The 18078-nt window shown below is 64.9% G+C and carries 16 protein-coding genes; 6 read left to right on the plus strand and 10 right to left on the minus strand.

Annotated features, from left to right (window positions below):
* Nucleotides 1-322: 322 nt before the first annotated feature.
* The 5 genes from recF to rpsT form a co-directional block, all read right to left on the minus strand.
* Nucleotides 323-1459 carry a DNA replication/repair protein RecF gene (gene recF, locus AB4Z51_RS20560; RefSeq protein WP_441497860.1) on the minus strand — a complete coding sequence of 379 codons (1137 nt, stop codon included), beginning with the start codon at nt 1457-1459 and terminating at the stop codon, nt 323-325.
* A 90-nt stretch (nt 1460-1549) separates the two neighbouring features.
* Nucleotides 1550-1915, minus strand: coding sequence for an endonuclease domain-containing protein (locus AB4Z51_RS20565; protein WP_441497861.1), 366 nt, complete (start codon nt 1913-1915; stop codon nt 1550-1552).
* A gap of 127 nt (nt 1916-2042) precedes the next feature.
* Nucleotides 2043-3161, minus strand: coding sequence for a DNA polymerase III subunit beta (gene dnaN, locus AB4Z51_RS20570; RefSeq protein ID WP_014491013.1), 1119 nt, complete (start codon nt 3159-3161; stop codon nt 2043-2045).
* A gap of 280 nt (nt 3162-3441) precedes the next feature.
* Nucleotides 3442-4854: a chromosomal replication initiator protein DnaA gene (gene dnaA / locus AB4Z51_RS20575; RefSeq protein ID WP_063980098.1), complete on the minus strand. Its 1413-nt coding sequence runs from the start codon at nt 4852-4854 to the stop codon at nt 3442-3444.
* Nucleotides 4855-6099: 1245 nt separating this feature from the next.
* A complete protein-coding gene (gene rpsT, locus AB4Z51_RS20580; RefSeq protein ID WP_028151115.1) occupies nt 6100-6366 on the minus strand; it encodes a 30S ribosomal protein S20 in 267 nt (88 codons plus the stop codon).
* Nucleotides 6367-6764: 398 nt separating this feature from the next.
* Here rpsT and AB4Z51_RS20585 point away from each other — a divergent pair, with 398 nt between their 5' ends.
* The 3 genes from AB4Z51_RS20585 to AB4Z51_RS20595 all read left to right on the plus strand — a co-directional run bounded on the left by AB4Z51_RS20585 (nt 6765) and on the right by AB4Z51_RS20595 (nt 8864).
* Nucleotides 6765-7082: a hypothetical protein gene (locus AB4Z51_RS20585; RefSeq protein WP_007616084.1), complete on the plus strand. Its 318-nt coding sequence runs from the start codon at nt 6765-6767 to the stop codon at nt 7080-7082.
* A gap of 168 nt (nt 7083-7250) precedes the next feature.
* The gene (gene msrA / locus AB4Z51_RS20590; protein ID WP_063980097.1) at nt 7251-7907 is read left to right on the plus strand and encodes a peptide-methionine (S)-S-oxide reductase MsrA; all 657 of its coding nucleotides are present in this window, start codon (nt 7251-7253) and stop codon (nt 7905-7907) included.
* A gap of 210 nt (nt 7908-8117) precedes the next feature.
* Nucleotides 8118-8864, plus strand: coding sequence for a polysaccharide biosynthesis/export family protein (locus AB4Z51_RS20595; protein ID WP_028151117.1), 747 nt, complete (start codon nt 8118-8120; stop codon nt 8862-8864).
* A 1-nt stretch (nt 8865) separates the two neighbouring features.
* Here AB4Z51_RS20595 and AB4Z51_RS20600 read toward each other — a convergent pair whose 3' ends face one another.
* The 4 genes from AB4Z51_RS20600 to AB4Z51_RS20615 all read right to left on the minus strand — a co-directional run bounded on the left by AB4Z51_RS20600 (nt 8866) and on the right by AB4Z51_RS20615 (nt 11538).
* Nucleotides 8866-9345 carry a hypothetical protein gene (locus tag AB4Z51_RS20600; RefSeq protein WP_441497862.1) on the minus strand — a complete coding sequence of 160 codons (480 nt, stop codon included), beginning with the start codon at nt 9343-9345 and terminating at the stop codon, nt 8866-8868.
* Nucleotides 9346-9570: 225 nt separating this feature from the next.
* On the minus strand, nt 9571-10242 hold the full coding sequence (locus AB4Z51_RS20605) for a dienelactone hydrolase family protein (RefSeq protein WP_441497863.1): 672 nt from the start codon (nt 10240-10242) through the stop codon (nt 9571-9573).
* A 171-nt stretch (nt 10243-10413) separates the two neighbouring features.
* A complete protein-coding gene (locus AB4Z51_RS20610; RefSeq protein WP_441497864.1) occupies nt 10414-10749 on the minus strand; it encodes a hypothetical protein in 336 nt (111 codons plus the stop codon).
* A gap of 24 nt (nt 10750-10773) precedes the next feature.
* Nucleotides 10774-11538, minus strand: a complete 765-nt coding sequence (locus AB4Z51_RS20615) for an alpha/beta fold hydrolase (protein ID WP_441497865.1) — start codon at nt 11536-11538, stop codon at nt 10774-10776.
* 489 nt (nt 11539-12027) lie between these two features.
* Between AB4Z51_RS20615 and AB4Z51_RS20620 the strand changes: the two genes are divergently transcribed.
* The 3 genes from AB4Z51_RS20620 to AB4Z51_RS20630 all read left to right on the plus strand — a co-directional run bounded on the left by AB4Z51_RS20620 (nt 12028) and on the right by AB4Z51_RS20630 (nt 16281).
* Nucleotides 12028-12519 carry a (2Fe-2S)-binding protein gene (locus AB4Z51_RS20620; RefSeq protein WP_014491023.1) on the plus strand — a complete coding sequence of 164 codons (492 nt, stop codon included), beginning with the start codon at nt 12028-12030 and terminating at the stop codon, nt 12517-12519.
* Nucleotides 12516-14798 (plus strand): molybdopterin cofactor-binding domain-containing protein, encoded by a 2283-nt coding sequence (locus AB4Z51_RS20625; RefSeq protein WP_441497866.1) that lies wholly within the window; start codon nt 12516-12518, stop codon nt 14796-14798. The genes AB4Z51_RS20620 and AB4Z51_RS20625 overlap by 4 nt, the downstream gene beginning before the upstream one ends.
* Before the next feature lie 388 nt (nt 14799-15186).
* Complete coding sequence (locus tag AB4Z51_RS20630) at nt 15187-16281, plus strand: HD-GYP domain-containing protein (RefSeq protein ID WP_166066153.1); 1095 nt, start codon at nt 15187-15189, stop codon at nt 16279-16281.
* A 165-nt stretch (nt 16282-16446) separates the two neighbouring features.
* On the opposite strand, the gene AB4Z51_RS20635 is transcribed toward AB4Z51_RS20630, so the two are convergent.
* Nucleotides 16447-18027 (minus strand): AMP-binding protein, encoded by a 1581-nt coding sequence (locus AB4Z51_RS20635; protein WP_441497867.1) that lies wholly within the window; start codon nt 18025-18027, stop codon nt 16447-16449.
* Nucleotides 18028-18078 lie beyond the last annotated feature (51 nt).

An 18078-nucleotide genomic window follows, 5' to 3' on the forward strand; every position in this document is an offset into this window, starting at 1 on the left:
ACGCTCCGCCACCCCCGGATGGGCGTTCCGCGTCAGTTCAAACGACCACTGGAGGAAATGACCTTGCAACCCCTCGACAACCCGAACGGCACGTGGTTGTCACCTATGTCTTAGGTACGTTCTGTTACCCATGTCTCCGGGTCGGACAACGCAAAGGCCAGCCATTGAGCCGGGACTCGCACCCCGGTCCTTACCGTCCGCATCTCATTCTCCAGGGTATTCGCGCGTGATGTCATTTGCGCGCTGGCGAAGGCCGTGACAGGCATCGCCGCGGCCTCAAAGGCTAGTCGCGATTGCAAACGGCCGGGTTCAACGGCGCGGTCTATCGCCGGGCGGAGACACGTCCGCTCTCGACGTCAAAGACATCGCCGCCTGCGCCAATGTCGGCGAAGGCGGCGGGGTCGGCGCCGGTCAGCCACACCTGCGCGCCGAGCTTGCGCAGCTCCTCGAACAGCGCCGCTCGCCGGTTCGGATCGAGATGCGCGACGACCTCGTCGAGCAGCAGCAGCGGCACGATGCCGGTCATCTCGGCGACCAGGCTCGCATGCGCCAGCACGAGGCCAATCAGCAGCGCCTTCTGCTCGCCGGTCGAGGCATCGCGCGCCGGCATGCTCTTCGGCGCATAGATCACCTGGAGATCGGTGAGATGCGGGCCGTCGGTGGTGCGGCCGGCGATGGCGTCGCGCGGGCGGTTGTCGCGCAGGATCTGGCGGTAGCGGTCCTCGACCGACGTCGCGGTCTCCGTGAGCAGCGCGTTCTCCATCCAGCCGTCCAGCGCGATTTGAGCGGACGGAAAGGCAGATTCCTGCGCGCGCGCGTTGAGCATGCCGGTGAGGCGCGCTGCGGTCTGGCCGCGCGTTGCGGCGACCGCGACCGCAAGCTCCGCGGTCTCGCGCTCGATTGCGTCACACCAATGGTCGTCGTAATTGCGCGTCTCGAGCAGGCGGTTGCGCGACCGCAGGGAGCGTTCGAGCGCGGAGATGCGGCTGGAATGCTCGCTGTCGATCGCCAGCACCAGGCGGTCGAAGAAGCGCCGCCGCTCGGAGGCCGCGCCCATGAACAGCCCGTCCATCGCCGGCGTCAGCCACACCATGCGAATATGGTCGCCGAAGGCGGTGGCCGAATTCACCGGCTCGCGGTCGATGCGGCAGCGCCGGCTGATCGTGCTGTCGGGGCGCGGCGCGTCGATACCGGTGCCGAGCGTGGCGAGCCCCAGCGCGCCCTCGACCTGCGCCGACACGGCCCAGGAGCCGTCGCCCTGGTTGTCGGCGACATCTTCCAGCGTGGCGCGCCGCAAGCCGCGGCCTGGCGACAGGAACGAGATCGCCTCGATGCAATTGGTCTTGCCGGCCCCGTTCGGCCCGACCAGCGCCACCATGTCGGCCGCCGTCTCGAGCCCCGCCGCCCGATAATTGCGAAAATGCGTCAGCGTCAGGCGTTGAATGCGGGAGGGGGTCATTTTAACTCGTCATTGCCGGGCAGTGCCTTCCCTCCCCCCTTGTGGGGGAGGGTGGCGCCTCACGAAGTGAGGCGACGGGTGAGGGGTATCTTACCGCCCGGCAAGCTTTGCAAGGATGTCTTCCAACACAGAAGTGGGCTGCTGTAGCACGTCATTGTTCCAGTAGCGGGCTATGGCGAAACCTTCGGCGGACAAGGCCGCGTCTCGAGCTGCATCGCTTTCTGATTCTGCATGTTGGCTTCCGTCAATCTCGATCACGAGTCTTTTCTCGAAACAGACAAAGTCGAGAATGTAGTTCTTGAACGGCTGCTGTCGGCGAAACTTGAATGTGGAGAGCCGACGATCCCTCAGCAAGCGCCACATTGCCCTTTCGGCGTCAGTCGGCTCGTGCCGCATCTTCCGTGCAAATTGGCGGAGAGGCGGGGAGGTAGGTCGATGGGACGGGTCTCGTGGCACCAACCCCTCACCCAAGTGAGTTTGCGTCAAACACCGGTGCAGCCCTCTCCCACAAGGGGAGAGGGCGCAGTAACGTGCATCGCGCTTGGTTCTAAAGGCAGTGTGCGCTGGCGAGGGAACACGTCCCTCACACCCGCATCGGCATCAGCACGTACAGCGCGCTCTTGTCGTCCTTGTCCTGCACCAGCGTCGGCGAGCCGGGGTCGGCGAGCTTCAGCGTGGCGACGTCGCCTTCGATCTGGGCGGCGATGTCGAGCAGGTAGCGCGAGTTGAAGCCGATATCGAGGGCGTCGGAGGCGTATTCGACTTCGAGCTCTTCGGTCGCGCTGCCGGAATCCGGGTTGGTGACCGATAGCACCAGCTTGCCCGGCGACAGCGAGAGCTTCACGGCGCGGCCGCGCTCGCTGGAGATGGTGGAGACGCGGTCGACCGCGTTCTCGAAATCCTTCTTGTCGACGACGAGTTCCTTGTCGTTGCCCTGCGGGATCACGCGGCCATAGTCGGGGAAGGTGCCGTCGATCAGCTTCGAGGTCAGCACCACATTGCCGATGGTGAAGCGGATCTTTGCCTGCGACAGCTCGATCGTGACTTCGGCCTCGTTGTCCTCGATCAGTCGCTGCACCTCGCCGACGGTTTTCCGCGGCACGATCACGCCGGGCATGCCGTCGGCGCCCTTGGGCTGGACCAGGTCGAGCTGGGCGAGCCGGTGGCCGTCGGTGGCAACGCCGCGCAGGGTGGCGGCCGTGGCCGTGCCCGCGGCGTGCAGATAGATGCCGTTGAGGTAATAGCGCGTCTCTTCGGTCGAGATCGCGAACTGGGTGCGGTCGATCAGCCGCTTGACGTCCTTGGCGGCGAGCGAGAACGAATGCGACATGTCGCCGGCGGCGAGATCCGGGAAATCATTCTCCGGCAGGGTCTGCAGCGTAAAGCGCGAGCGGCCGGCGCGGATCGCCAGCACGGCGCGGTCGCCGTCGGCCTCCAGCACGATCTGCGAGCCATCGGGCAGCTTGCGCACGATGTCGTAGAACATGTGCGCCGGCACGGTGGTGGAGCCCGCGGTCGCGGTTTCGGCCGGGAGCGTCTCGGTCACCTCGAGGTCGAGGTCGGTCGCCTTCAGCGACAATTTCGCGTTCTCGGCGCGGACCAGCACGTTGCCGAGGATCGGAATGGTGTTGCGGCGCTCGACCACGCGGTGGACATGACCCAGCGATTTCAGGAGTTGCGCGCGTTCGACCGTAACCTTCATTGCACTACTCGCCCGATCCCCAAGGAAACACAACGTTGGAAAAGCCGGGCGGCGGGACGCGCGCCACGGCATCGAAGACCCCGAAAAGCCGGATCATCCAGCCGATATGACCAAAGCCGTCAGGGTCGCGCAAGGTGGCGCGGAAAGCCATCCGTTTCAAGGGATTGCGGGGTGGTTCCCCACGATTTACAGCCCAAAAGGAGGGCGGCCGTCCCGGCAAACGAACACCGCCGCCCAGGCATGGCCGGGGCGGCGGGAGAATGGCAGGAGCCTTAGGCGTTTATTCCTGAAGCTGGCGCTTCAGCGACTCGACTTCCTCGGACAGCGCCGTGTCCTTGTTGACCAGCGCCTCGATCTTGCGCACGGCGTGCAGCACCGTGGTGTGGTCGCGCCCGCCGAAGCGGCGGCCGATCTCGGGCAGCGAGCGCAGGGTCAGCGTCTTGGCGAGATACATCGCCACCTGGCGCGGACGGACCACGTTGGCGGTGCGGCGCGAGGACAGGAGGTCGGAACGGCTGACATTATACTGCCGCGCCACCACGCGCTGGATGTCCTCGATCTTGATCCGCTTCGGCTCCTGCGGCCGGACCAGATCGCGGACCTCGCGCTCGGCCATCTCCAGCGTCACCGGCTGGTTGTTCAGCTTCGAATGCGCGAGAAGCCGGTTGATCGCGCCTTCGAGGTCGCGGCCGTTATGGGTGATGGTGCGCGCCAGATAGAGCAGCACCTCCTCCGGCACGTCGAAGGTGGCGTGATGGGCGCGGGCCGCGGCGACGCGCGACTTCAGGATGCCGTGCCGCAGCTCTTCGCCGAGCGAGCCCATCTCGACCACGAGACCGCCGGCGAGACGCGAGCGCACGCGATCGTCGAGGCTTTCGAGGTCGGACGGCGGACGGTCGGCCGCGATCACGACCTGGCGGCCGGCATCGATCAGCGCGTTCAGCGTGTGACAGAACTCGGCCTGGGTCGACTTGCCCTGCAGGAACTGGAGATCGTCGATCACCAGCACGTCGATGCCGCGCAGCGCTTCCTTGAAGGCGAGCGCCGTCTGCGTCTTCAGCGCGGCGACGAAGCCGTACATGAATTTTTCGGCCGTGAGATACAGCACCTTGCGCTCGTTGCCGGAATTGCCGGCCCAGGTCACGGCCTGGAGCAGATGCGTCTTGCCGAGGCCGACGCCGGCATGGATGTAGAGCGGGTTGAACATGACGGGATCGCCGCGACGCCCTTCGGCGACCTGACGAGCCGCCGCATGCGCCAGCGTGTTGGAGCGGCCGACGACGAAGCTTGCAAAGGTCAGGCGCGGATCGAGCGGCGAGCCGCCGAGCGCGTCATGATTTGCGGAGACCGGCGCAGTCGCCGTCGAGCGCAGTTCCGGCGCGGGTGCGCGGCGTGTTTCGACCGGCGCAGGCGTCTCCTTCTGCTGCACAACCGGGCGCACCGCGGAGCGAACGGTGAGATCGATGCGATGAACTTCCGGCGCCTCGGCCTGCCAGCACGACAGTACGCGCTCGGCATAATGCGCCTGAATCCAGCTCTTCAGGAAGCGCGTCGGCACCGAGAGCCGCACGCTCTCCTCCTGCACGCCTTCCAGATCCATACGGGCGAACCAGCTCGTATAGACGTCTTCGCCTACGTTCGAGCGCAGCCGGCTCTTCACGCGTGACCAGCGATCCTGTTCCGATGTGTTCATCGTCAAAAAACTTCTATTGAGAGATAAAGTTGCGTTGTGAGTGCCATGAAGGGGTCCCGCCAGGATCCTTCAAAGGGCACGACCTCGAGCGATTCCATCGTCGGACACAGCTCCGCCGTTCGGCGCGAACGCCGCGGGTCGGATTGGCGATGTCAGAGATGGAGGGGTCGCGAGGTCAGCGCGTACTCGGCGCTCCGTCACACGCGGGAGGCTGGAGGTTGGGCTGATCTAAACCGGCATCGTTGGAATAGGTGGCTTGTTTCAATACCGCGTTGAGTCCGTAAGACATGATACCCTCCCCGTCCTGCCGTGATTGCTCACGGCAAGGTCCTGCGTGTCCTGAAGACAACTGCGACTGAAGTCGCCGATGTCCCGCCCGTCTGCACTGTTCGTCCGCTCGGCTACGCCATCACGTGTGTCGCGGTAGTTTCATGACATCTCTCGTTTGCGTCTGGCGCGAGCGGGATCGAAGATCCCACTTGGAGACATTCAGACAAAGAGCTACCGTTCCCATATTGCTATGGGTTTTGAACCGACAATCGCTTGTTGAAGCGTCGCCTACGTGCACACCGCCGCCGATTTGCACGCTCGCCCCGTTTCTAAAACCGCGCTGGTCTTGAGATCGTGGGCGCTGCGGACGACTTAAGGAATACACTATGCGGAAAGACTCGCAACGAAATTGATTCACACTTGAGGCGACTAAAAACTTGACCAGCGTTAACGGCGCGCGGGAGTTGTGCACAGGCTTGCGAGCAAGAGTTTGAATCCGTGCACAGATTCGAAGGCGCCGCGCGTCATGTGACAAATCTCCGCCACCGCCAAAAATTTTTTACAAAAGCGTCACGCGCACGCCTTGCGGGCAATTTTTCCAAATGCTTGTCGGCGCTATGTCGATAAGTGATTATTGAGACACCGCTTTTTGAGTCTCGTTTCGCAGGGTAACTCCATCGCGAACCGGTTCCGGGAAAACTACGGTGTGCAGAACTCTCGCGCGCGCGGATTCAACTTAAGCCCGCCCCGCAGGGATTTTTCGCAGCGCAGTGAAAGTTTCCGCTGTTGCAAAAACATCCGCCAGTGAAATTACGGGCGCAGCGCAGCGAAGACGACACGAGTCTTCCAACGGAAGAGTAGTCGCCCAACGACCGCAAGCGTGAATTGTGACAGGCAACAAAAAGCCCGGCGCGAGCCGGGCTGATTGACGAGCGCGATGTCGATCCGATCAGTCGATCGGATGACTCGACGAGCTTACTTCGCGAGCTTGGCGATCTGCGCGGTGAGCCGGGAGACTTTGCGGCTCGCGTTGTTCTTGTGAACGATGTTGCGCTGCGCGGCCTGCATCAGCGCGGGCTCGGCGCTCGCCATCGCCTTCAGCGCGGCGGCGCGGTCGCCGGTCGCGATGGCTTCCTCGACGGTACGCACGGCACCGCGCATCTGGGTGCGGCGCGACTTGTTGACGGCGGTGCGGCGGGCGATCTTGCGCGTCGCTTTCTTGGCGGAAGTGGTATTGGCCATGGTCTCAATATCCTTTGCGGTACCGGTCGCGTCTTGGTCGGGTAGCGCCGGCTGCTTGACCGCTTAATCGACGCTCGGATTTAGGGTGTTCGGTTGCTGGGCTGTTCCCGGAACATGAGCGACGGCCTTGCGGTCGTCTCTGAGGCTCCAAGCCATTAAAGCTCATGGAGCCTGCAACTGCTCAAAGAACAGCGGCGGCAGGATTGCGCCCACCGCCAGTTGGCGCCCTTATAGAGGGGGTCTGCGGCACCGTCAACGCTTTCCGGGGCTGGAAAACGGGCCTTGGGCGCTCTAGCGCGCGCCGTAACGCCCTGAAGAGGTTGAATTTCTGCCGTCGCCCGGCTATTGGCTGGCGGCATTGCAGAGGTCGTCCGATCGGACGACCATATAGGTGAGGCATGATCCGCGGCTTTTTCCGACTGATTGGGCTGTTGCTGCTGGCCGGCGGGTTCATCTTCATGGTCTATGACGGCGCCCGCTGGGTGGCCGACCAGACCCTGCGGTTCACCCGGTTCGGCCAGTTCTGGAACGACATCAACCAGGCCAGCCAGACGGCGTTCCGGACCTGGGTCGAGGCCAAGGCGCCCTGGCTCTGGACCTCGGTGATCCGCCTCGTGCTGGATCAGCCGGTTTTCGCCGTGCTCGGCATTTTGGGCATCCTGCTGATGATCCTGTTCCGCCCGCGGAAGCCGCTGATCGGTTATTCCCGGGATTGATCTTTCAATTCCCGCCGAGACTGAACTTCGCGTTGACGGCAGCCGTAACAGAGCTGCCCCCTCCTGCGTAGATACCTATATTCCCACCTTGATCGCGAGCGCGCCGCCTGAGCCCTTGGCTTCTTGCATTGGCTCAAGCGACGGACAGCTCGTCTCGGAGAGCCAATCATGCTGTTCATGCGCAAGACCACCGCATTGCCGAGCGCCACGGAGGCGCTGCCGGGCCGTGCGCAAGCCATTCCCACCGCGACCACCCATTTCGTCAACGGCGCGAAGTTGCAGCCGCCCTATCCCGCGGGCCTCGAGCAGGCCGTGTTCGGGCTCGGCTGCTTCTGGGGCGCCGAGCGCAAATTCTGGCAGCTCGGCGACGGTGTTTACGCGACCGCTGTCGGCTATGCCGGCGGCCACACGCCGAACCCGACCTATGAGGAGACCTGTTCGGGACGCACCGGCCACACCGAAGTGGTGCTGGTCGTGTTCGATCCGAAGAAAATCTCTTACGAGAAACTCCTGAAGACGTTCTGGGAGAGCCACAACCCGACGCAGGGCATGCGCCAGGGCAACGATGTCGGCACGCAGTACCGAAGCGCGATCTACACTTACTCTGATGCGCAGAAGAAAGCGGCCGATGAATCGAAGGCGCTCTATCAGAAGGCGCTTGCTGCAAAAGGTCTCGGCGCCATCACCACCGAGATCGCGCCCGCCGGCGCGTTCTATTTCGCCGAGGACTACCATCAGCAATATCTGGCGAAGAACCCCGCCGGCTATTGCGGCCTCGGTGGCACCGGCGTGTCCTGCCCGATCGGCGTGGGCGTGAGCGCGTAAGTTCGCCACGAACAACTCGTCATGGCCGGGCTTGTCCCGGCCATCCACGATCTTCGTGCGGCACCAAGAACGTGGATGCCCGGGACAAGCCCGGGCATGACGGAGTGTGCGGTGTCATCGCATCCGCATTGCCGCGCTGCCCCCCTCAACGCTTTGTTAACCATAACCAGTGCAAGACTGGGGCCGTCTCGTTTCGAGGGATTAGGTCCGGTGCCGGTTGCACGCGCGTTTCGATGGTCGATCTTGACAGCCTCCTTGGCAGCGTCCGCCGCGCTTGCCCTCGGCGGCTGCATGCAGACCGCCGGTCCCGTCGCGGTCATGCAGCCCCGTGCCGATCTCGACTCCATGGCCTATGGTCAGCCCTATGGCGCACCACAGCCGGTCGTCGTCGCCGACGGTGGCGGCGCCATCGGCGCGTTGCGCAATTCCTTTGCCTCGTCGCCTGCACCCATGCCGGTCGGCTACGCCGCGCCGATGGCGGCGCCAGTGCGCTACGACTCCTCCTATCATCTCGATGCAGGCGACAGGCTGCGCGTCGTGGTCTACGGCCAGGAAGGCCTCACCAACAGCTACGCCATCGATGCCGGCGGTTCGATCACCATGCCGCTGATCGGCGGGGTGCCGGCCCGCGGCCGCACCCCGGCGGGTCTCGCCGGTGAAATCGCCGCGCGCCTCCGCAACGGTTACATCCGCGAGCCCTCGGTCGCGGTCGAGATCGAAGCCTACCGCCCGTTCTTCATCCTCGGCGAAGTCACCGCACCCGGCCAATATCCTTATGTGCCGAACATGACGGTCGAAAGCGCGGTCGCGATCGCCGGCGGCTTCTCGCCCCGCGCCAAGCGCGACGTGGTCACCGTCACGCACACCGAAGCCGGCGGCGCGATGCGCGCCATCGTCCCGCTCGGCACTCCCTTGAGCCCCGGCGACACCGTGTTCGTCGGCGAGCGCTGGTTCTAGCTCACCGCCTGAAATCCAGCCGCCCGTTCGGAAAGCATCCGTCGATGCGCGTGCCATCGACCACGTGCCCGACCCATGGCCGCGTGATCGCAGGCGTAGTCAGGTTGATGTACTTTCCAGCCAGGCGCGCGCCCTCGCGCGCAGCATCGATCAGGCCGTGCCGGCGGCCATGGTCCCAGTCGAAACGCAGATAGATCCGGCTCCCCGCGACGCGGACTTCGGCGTGCCCCTCTTTCCATCTGTCCGGCGTATCGCCCGCAATGGTCGGATCGGCGCCGCCATTCCATCTGCTAGCCCAGATGCCCTCGAGCGGATCGGAGAGGGCGGCAATGGATGTCCATGCCGCCGCGTTGATGTCGGCCGCATCGCCGGCCAGCGTGGCGGTCGCCGCGTAGTCCATGACTTCAGAATCGTCCGGGCCCGGGACGTCCATGGTTCCGAACGGATTGCGAATGACGAGGTGCGTGATGGCTTGCTGCATGGTGATCTCCCGGCGCGAGTTGGCTTGATCGGCCAGCTCTATCGCCGGGCGCCGTGATGCAGCCACCCGATTCCTGCTTTGAGGCCAGGCGCACGCACTCGCTCTGTCATTCCGGGGCGCGACGAAGTCGCGAGCCCGGAATCCATAACCCCAGTTCGTGGTTATGGATTCCGGGCCTGCGCCTTGCGGCGCATCCCGGAATGACAGCGGAGAGAGCCGCGCGCGCTATTTCAAATGCTTCGCGAAAAACGCCAGGCTGCGCGGCCAGGCGACATCCGAGCTCGCCTTGTCGTAGCTCGGCCGCTCGYCGCAATGGAAGCCGTGCTGGGCGCCTGGATAAATGAAGACCTCCACATCCGGTCGCTTCGCCTTGACGGTCTCGACGTCGGTCAGGGGAATGCCGGCGTCCTTCTCGCCGAAATGCAGTTGTGTCGGCACCTTCGGTTTCTCGTCGGCGAAGCGCACCACGGCGCCGCCGTAGTAGCCGATCGCGGCCTTCAGGCCCGACAGCCGCGTCGCCGCGACAAAGGCGACGCTGCCGCCCAGGCAAAATCCGATGATGCCGACCGGCCCGACGCTCTTCACCGCGTCGATCGCGGCCTGGGTGTCGCGCAGCATCGCGTCCCAGTCGGGACTGGCGACGAACTTGCGCGCCTCGGCGATCTCGTCGGGCGTGTAGCCCGACTGGAAGTTCGGCGAGGTCCGGTCGAAGATCGACGGCGCAATCGCGACATAGCCTTCCCCGGCGATACGGTCGCAGACCGAGCGGATGTGGTGATTGACCCCAAAGATCTCCTGGATCACCACCACCGCGCCCTTCGGGGCGCCTGAGGGATCGGCGCGATAGGCGCCGAGCTGGAAATTGTCGGAAGCCGTCAGCTTGATGTCTTGTCCCACGCGGGTTGTCCTTCTTGGTTACTACGAACTCTAATCTCTCCCCTCATCCTGAGGAGCGCGTCAGCGCGTCTCGAAGGATGGAGGCCGAGAAGCAGCAGCGGGGGCCTTCATCCTTCGAGACGCTTGCTCCGCAAGCTCCTCAGGATGAGGGGAGGCGGCTGTGCGTCGCTCTCACTCCCACATCCAGTTCTCGCCGTAGTCTTCCTTCCATCCCGCCAGCCGTCCGTGACGGAACTGCAGGAACAGGCGATGGCGGTAGGGGATCAGACCGCTGCCGCCGAGGTTGCGAAGCGCGAGATAGATCTCGTTGCCGGGCCGTCCGCGCACATATTGCAGCGGCTGCCCCAGTGCCCGCGCGGTCTGCTCGGCATCCATGCCGAAGGCGAGCGGCGTGTTGTTCGACAAGGTCGCAACGAAGGGCCGGCGCGGCGGCGTGCCGCCGAACGGCTCAGCCTGCACAGACATCGATAGCAGCACCGCGCTCGCAGCCAGTATCGCTTGCTTCATTGCCAGTGTCCCTGTCCGACCGTCCTATCCCGGCAAGTTCTTCAGGAAAGGCGTCACCGCGTCAATAAAAGCCTTGGGCTGATCGATGTTGACGGCGTGACCGGCGGCGGGGATCACGACCTTTTGTGCGCCGGGGATTTTTGCGGCCATGTAGTCGGACGCCGCGAGGAACGGCGCGTCGTCGGCGCCGACCACGACGAGCGACGGCACCTTGATGTCGGGGAGCAGCTCGATCACGCGGGCGTCGCGCTGGGTCAGCATGCCGCGTGCGGCGAGCGCCAATCCCCTGGCGTTGCGATGGCTCGCGGTGGCGCGCTCGCGTGTCGCCGACTTCAGCATGTCGAGACCTTCATGGTCGAGCTTGTCGGCGGTCGCAAGCGCCCGTGCATTCCAGGCCTCGCGCGCGTCGTCCTTCTTGAAGCCGGGGCCGGTGTCGATGATCAGCAGGGCACGGGTGCGTTGCGGATAAGCGCGATAGAACGCGAGCGACATGTAGCCGCCGAGCGAGAGCCCGCCGATGATGGCGCGCCCGGCGCCGACCGCATCGAGGATCGCGGCCATGTCGCCGACGGTGAGCGCTTCGCTATAGGCATGAGGATCGTCGGGATAGTCGGACTGGCCGTGGCCGCGCATGTCCCACAGGACGAGCTTGTGGTCCTTCGCGAGCGCGTCGACTTGGCCATGCCACATCGCCGAGGTCGAGGAATAGCCGTGGGTGAGCAGCAGCGGCGGACCGTCGCCGTGAACTTCGTAGTAGATCCCGACACCGTCCCGATCGATTTTTGGCATTGCTTCCGCCCTTGTTGTTCTATCTAGCCACGATGACGGTGCACCCTCGCCCCTTGTGGGAGAGGGTGGCTCGCCGCGTAAGCGGCGAGACGGGTGAGGGGTATCTCTCCGCACGCGAAACTGCCCATCGAGTTCGCGGACAGATACCCCTCATCCGGCGCTTCGCGCCACCTTCTCCCACAAGGGGAGAAGGGGCATCCGCGTCGGCGGTTACATTCTAGCCGGTCAAGTTACCTGGAAGAAACTGCCTGAACGCGATGGCACGCATGCCTGATGCATTCTCTGTTGCGTCCAGTCGCTGCATCGGGTGCCGTTGTCGCAACGCACAACACTGAGCTGCCGCGATAGTTTCGATCGATTCCAAATTGCATTTGCCTCTGGCTGCGAACCCGATCATTCTTGCGATCAAGGTGGGCGCCAGCCCGGTGGGCGTCCATTGTTCAAGTTGCCGCCGTAAGCGGCTTCATGCACCGGCAGGGGAAGACGCCTATGCCAACTCTCACCATCAACGGGCGGAGTCTGTCCGTGGATGCGGCGAACGACACGCCGCTCCTCTGGGCGATCCGCGAGCAATTGCAGATGACCGGCACCAAGTTCGGCTGCGGTGCCGGGCTGTGCGGTGCCTGCACCGTGCACGTCAACGGCGAAGCCGTGCGCTCGTGCCAGACCATGGTCGGCGATGTCGCCGGCAAGAAGATCACCACCATCGAAGGCCTTTCCGCCAAGGGTGATCATCCGCTGCAGAAGGCGTGGATCGCCGAGCAGGTGCCGCAATGCGGCTACTGCCAGTCCGGGCAGATCATGCAGGCGGCCTCGCTGCTGGCCAAGAATGCCAATCCGACCAAGGAGGAGGTCGTGGCGCATATGGACGGCAATCTCTGCCGTTGCATGACCTATTCGCGGATCCAGAAGGCGATCATGCGCGCCGCTACCGAGATGCGCACCGCATCCGTCTCCGGCAACGAACGGAGGCCCACATGAATAAGCACGTGAACACCGTCACACCCGAGGCGACCGATCTCAGCCGCCGCTCCTTCCTGGTCGGCACGGCCGCGACCGGCCTCGTGCTCGGCTATGCCGGCGTGCCCGGCATCGGTGAGGCGCTCGCTGCGCCTTCGAACTTCGAGCCGAGCGTCTGGTATGCGATCGCGCCCGATGGCCTGGTCACCGTGACCTGCGGCAAGGCCGACATGGGCCAGCACATCGCCTCCACCATGGCGCAGATTGTCTGCGAGGAGCTGGGCGCGAAGTGGAGCGATATGCGCGTCGCGCTTGCCTCCAACGATCCGAAGTTCAACGACCCCGTGCTGGGTGCGCAGATCACCGGCGGCAGCTGGTCGACCATGATGAACTTCGACGCGATGAGCCGGGCCGGCGCAGCCGGACGGACGGCATTGACGGAAGGCGCGGCGGCCGCGATGGGCGTGCCGGCGTCGGAGCTCGTGGTGCGCGATTCCGTGATCTCGCATCCGAAGTCGAAGAAGCAGATGTCGTTCGCCGATGTCGTGAAGAGCGGCAAGGCGACCAAGACCTTCACGCCGGACGAGCTGAAGGCGATCAAGCTGAAGACGCCGGATCAGTACACCATGATCGGCGTGTCGGTGCCGCAGCTCGACATCCCCTCCAAGACCAACGGCACGGCCAAGTACGGCATCGACGTGATGCTGCCGGGCATGGCCTATGGCGCGGTGGTGACGCCGCCGGTGCGCTTCGGCGCCACCGTGAAGTCGGTCGACGACTCGGCTGCGAAGAAGGTGCCGGGCTTCATCAAGGCCATCACCCTCGACGACAAGACCGGCACGACATCGGGCTGGGTCGTCGCGGTCGCCAGCACCTATGCCAACGCCAAGAAAGCGGCCGCGGCGCTGAAGATCGCCTATGACGGCGGTCCGAACGCGAAGGTCTCGAGCGAGTCGCTGCTCGACGAAGCCAAGCGGCTTCAGAAGCTCGAGGATTCCGGCCAGTTCTTCGTCAAGGACGGCGATCCCAACGCGGCGTTCGGCTCGGCCGCAAAGGTGCTGGAGGCGGAGTACACCACCAGCATCAACATCCACGCGCCGATGGAGCCGATGAACGCCACGGCGGAGTTCAAGGGCGACATCCTGCACATCTATTCCGGCAACCAGTTCGCGACGCGCTCCGGCGCGATTGCAGCAGGCGCCGCCGGGATCGATCCGAAGTTCGTGGTGATGCACCAGATGTGGCTCGGCGGCGGTTTTGGCCGCAGGCTCGATGCCGACATGATGGTGCCGGCGGTGCAGGCGGCGAAGGCCATCGGCAAGCCGGTGAAGGTGATCTATACGCGCGAGAACGACATGACGATGGATTTCTCGCGTCCGCTCACCTACCAGAAGGTCAAGGCCGGCGTGGATAGCGACGGCAAGCTCACAGCGCTCAGCCACGACGTCGTCTCGGCCTGGCCGACCGCGCGCTGGGGCATCCCCGACTTCCTGACGCCCTCGGTCGACAAGAAGGGCCCGCTCGATTCCTTCACGGTGAACGGGGCCGACTTCTTCTACACGGTGCCCAACCATTATGTGCGCGCGATCAAGAACGAGCTCGCGCACAATGCGACGCCGTCCGGGCAGCTTCGCTCGGTGGCGCCCGGCTGGACGTTCTGGGCAGTCGAAAGCATGATCGACGAGATCGCAGCTGCGACCGGCAAGGACCCGGCGCAGTTCCGCATCGCGCTGCTCGACGGCAAGGGCAAGAACGACGGCGGCGCGCAGCGGCTGCGCAACACGCTGCTCGCCGCGATGGGGCTGTCCGGCTACGGTACCAAGCAATTGCCGAAAGGCGAGGGCATGGGCGTCGCCTGCGTCTCCTCGCAGGAGCGCGCGACCGCGAGCTGGACGGCGTGCGTCGCCCATGTCGCGGTGGCGCCGTCGGGCGAGGTGACCGTGAAGAAGCTCACGGTCGCAACCGACGTCGGCACGCAGGTGCATCCCGACAACATCCGTGCCCAGGTCGAGGGCGCGGCGCTGTGGGGCCTGTCGCTGGCGATGTACGAGAAGGCGACGCTCAAGGACGGTGGCATCGAGCAGACCAACTTCGACAGCTACACGCCCTTGCGCATGAGCCAGATGCCCGAGGTCGCCGTCGCCGTGATCGCCAACGGCGAAAAGGCCACCGGCGTCGGCGAGCCCGCTGTGACGGTCATTGCCCCGGCAATCGGCAACGCCATCTTCAACGCCTCAGGCGCCCGCATCCGGGCCCTGCCGATCACGGCCGAGGCCGTGAAGGGGGCGATGAAGGCGTGAGGCGAGGCGCAATTGCCAAGTAAGCTGATCCGCCGGAGGGCAACTTCCGGCGGATTTGTTTTGGGATCCTGTGCATCCCACATTCACCGTCATGCCCGGGCTTGTCCCGGGCATCCACGTTCTTCGTGCCGCGGGCCAAGGCCGTGGATGGCCGGGACAAGCCCGGCCATGACGAAGTTGGGTGCTTGAAATATCCCTTTGCCATCAAGGCCGGTTCTACTGTGCATGGGGTTGTTTTCGCCGTTTTGACTGGAAGCAGGGCGGGGACCCAAAATCCCTAAAATTGCACCCAATTCCGGAGGGTTCCGTTGAGCACGCCTCTTAAGGGCCGGAGAACCTGATCCGGCTTAGGCTGACGCCAAATATACTCCCGTGCTCTGGGGAAGCCATGAACGCGCCAGCCAAATCCGCCGCCAAACGCCGGCTCTTGCTCGCTTCCGACCGGAGCGACGAGAGCACCGAGCTTGCCAGCATCCTGAAGGCCGTGGGCGACGTTTCGACGGTGACGACGCAGGATATTCCCGAGCAGCCGTCGCGCGATCTGTCCGGTCTCGTGGTCGACATCAATCTGCGCTCGCCTGAGAGCGTGCAGCGGGTGCGCAACAAGCTGCGCGGCGATGCCTATCGCACGATGCCGCGGCTGTTCGTGCTCGCCGATGCCCTGCATCACGGCACCATGCAGGCCTGGGCACTGGGCGCCACCGACACGATCTCGCGGCCGCTTCAGCCCGATGCAATTCTTCAGCGCATCCGCGCCGCGTTCCCCGACACCGCCACTTACGACGCAACCGATCGCGGCAAGACGCTCAATCGCGGCGTCGAGGCGGCGCATGCGGTGCTGAGGAAGATGTTCGAGAAGCTGCCGCTCGGCGTGCCCCTGACCTTCGACGACGTCATCGCCGCCGAGAGCAAGATCCTGAAGGCGATCAAGCATTCATCGCTGCGCGAATGGCTCACCACCGTCGGCTGCCATCATGTCGGCAGCTACCGCCACTGCCTGTTCGTCACCGGCTTCGCCGTCGCCTTTGCGCAGCATCTCGGCATGCGCGAGGACGACCAGCGTCGCCTGACCCGCGCCGCGCTGTTGCACGACGTCGGCAAGGCCTTCGTTCCCTCCGTGCTGCTCGACAAGCCGGGCAAGCTCACCGACGAGGAGATGGCCGAGGTCCGCCAGCATCCGCGCCGCGGCTATGACGCGCTCGCGGAGCAGGGCGGCTTCCCGCCGGAGATGCTCGACGTCGTGCTGCATCACCACGAATTCCTCGACGGCTCTGGCTATCCGAACGGCCTGTCGTCGAACCAGATCAGCGACATCGTGCGGGTCACGACGATCGTCGACATCTACGCGGCACTGGTGGAGAAGCGCGCCTACCGCATGCCCTTCACCCACTCGCGCGCCTTCACGATGATGGAAGGCATGGGCGGCAAGCTGGATCAGCAACTGCTGCAGGCGTTCCGGCCGGTGGCGCTGGGATCGTTCTGAGCACGATGCCGTAGGGTGGGCAAAGGCGCGCCCCTCGCGCGCCGTGCCCACCATGTATCCTCATTCGCTGCATGAATGGTGGGCACGCTTCCGCCTTCGCTCTTCGAGCTACGGCGGACAAGCCGCTTTGCCCACCCTACGAGAGTCGTCGTTTGGCGCGGCCGCTCACCCCACCATCTTCCGCAACTCCGCCTTCGCCACCTTCTCCAGCGTCGAGCGCGGCATGTCGTCGACCAGCCTGATTTCGCGCGGCACCTTGAAATCCGCGAGTCCCGCGCCGCAGGCCGCCATCACGCGATCATGCAGATCAGGCGCAGCGCCCGCGACGCCGCCGTGCGGGATGATGAAGACAACAGGCACCTCGTCCAGCATCGGGTGCTTCTTCGCCACCACCGCGGCCTCGCGCACGCCTGCTACCACCGCGATCACCTGCTCGATCTCGGAGGCCGCGACGTTCTCGCCACCGACCTTCAGCATGTCCTTGGCGCGGTCGCCGAACCTGATGAAGCCGTTCTCCAGCCGCTCGACGCGGTCGCCGGTGAGAAAGAAGCCGTGCTCGTCGAAGCTTTCGCGCGTCGCCTTTTCATTGTGCAGATACTCGGCGAACAGCGACAGCCCAGGGATGCCCTTGATCGCGAGATTGCCGGTGTCGCCGACCTCGGTCGGCCGTCCGTCATCGTCGGTGATGCGGATCTGATATTCGGGCGCGGCGCGCCCGATCGACATCGGGATGTTGGGCTGGTCAACCTCGCCGACGATGCCGTGGGTGATGGTCTCGGTCATGCCCCACCAGCCGATCATCTTGACGCCGAACGCAGCAAACGCCGGCGGCTCGTTGATCGCGGTGCCCCACAGGCGAAATTTGTGGTCTTTCGGGATCTCCTGCTCGAGCAGCGCCTTCATGCAGAACGGGATCGTCGAGGTCCAGGTCGAGCCGTGCTCGCGCGCGACGCCCCAGAAGCGGCTCGCAGAGAACCGCGGCTGGATCACGCAGGTGGCGCCGACCCACAGCGTTGCCAGCATCGAATAGGCCAGCGCATTGGTGTGGAACAGCGGCAGATAGGTCTGGTGCACGTCGCTGGCGTGAAGGTCCTCATGCGCGGCGTTGATCTTGGCGCCCCACAGCGCGTTGGCGTGGGTCCATAGCACCGCCTTCGGGCGCGAGGTCGTGCCTGACGTGTACTGCACGCTGCACGGCGCGAACGGGTCGGTCGCGCGAAGCGGCCGGTCAGCGCTATCGGCGAACAGTGCATCGAAACTGTCGCCGCGCGAGGCCGCTCGCGCGGGCGCCGCGCCCGCATCGTGCGAGGTCACCGCCAGCCAGCGGATGTTGCGGCAGCTTTGYGCGACGAGCTCGGCATAGGCCGGCTGCGTGATCGCGGCGACCGCGCCGCAATGATCGGCGAAATATTCCATCTCCGCCGGTGCCGAGCGGGTGTTGGTGGTCACCGCGATGGCGCCCAGTTCGACGCAGGCGAACCAGGCCAGCAGCGCCTCGATGCAATTGTCGAGATGAATGAGCACATATTCGCCCGGCTTCACGCCGCGCCTCGCCAGCCCCGCCGCGAGCGCGCCGACGCGCTCGTGAAACTCGCCATAGCTCCAGCGCCGCGCCGGCGCGCCGAACGGCGCCCAGATCAGGAACGCATGATCGCGTCGCACTTCTGCGCGCAGCTTCAGCAGCCAGGGCACGTCGAGCCCGTCGAACGGTCCTACGAGTCCGGCTGCGGTCTGTTGGATAGGCATGAATCCTCCCCGTGCAGCCTGCATCTTGATGGCGGCTGCCTTTTGATTATT

Source organism: Bradyrhizobium sp. 2TAF36, from assembly GCF_052114925.1.
GTDB lineage: Bacteria > Pseudomonadota > Alphaproteobacteria > Rhizobiales > Xanthobacteraceae > Bradyrhizobium > Bradyrhizobium barranii.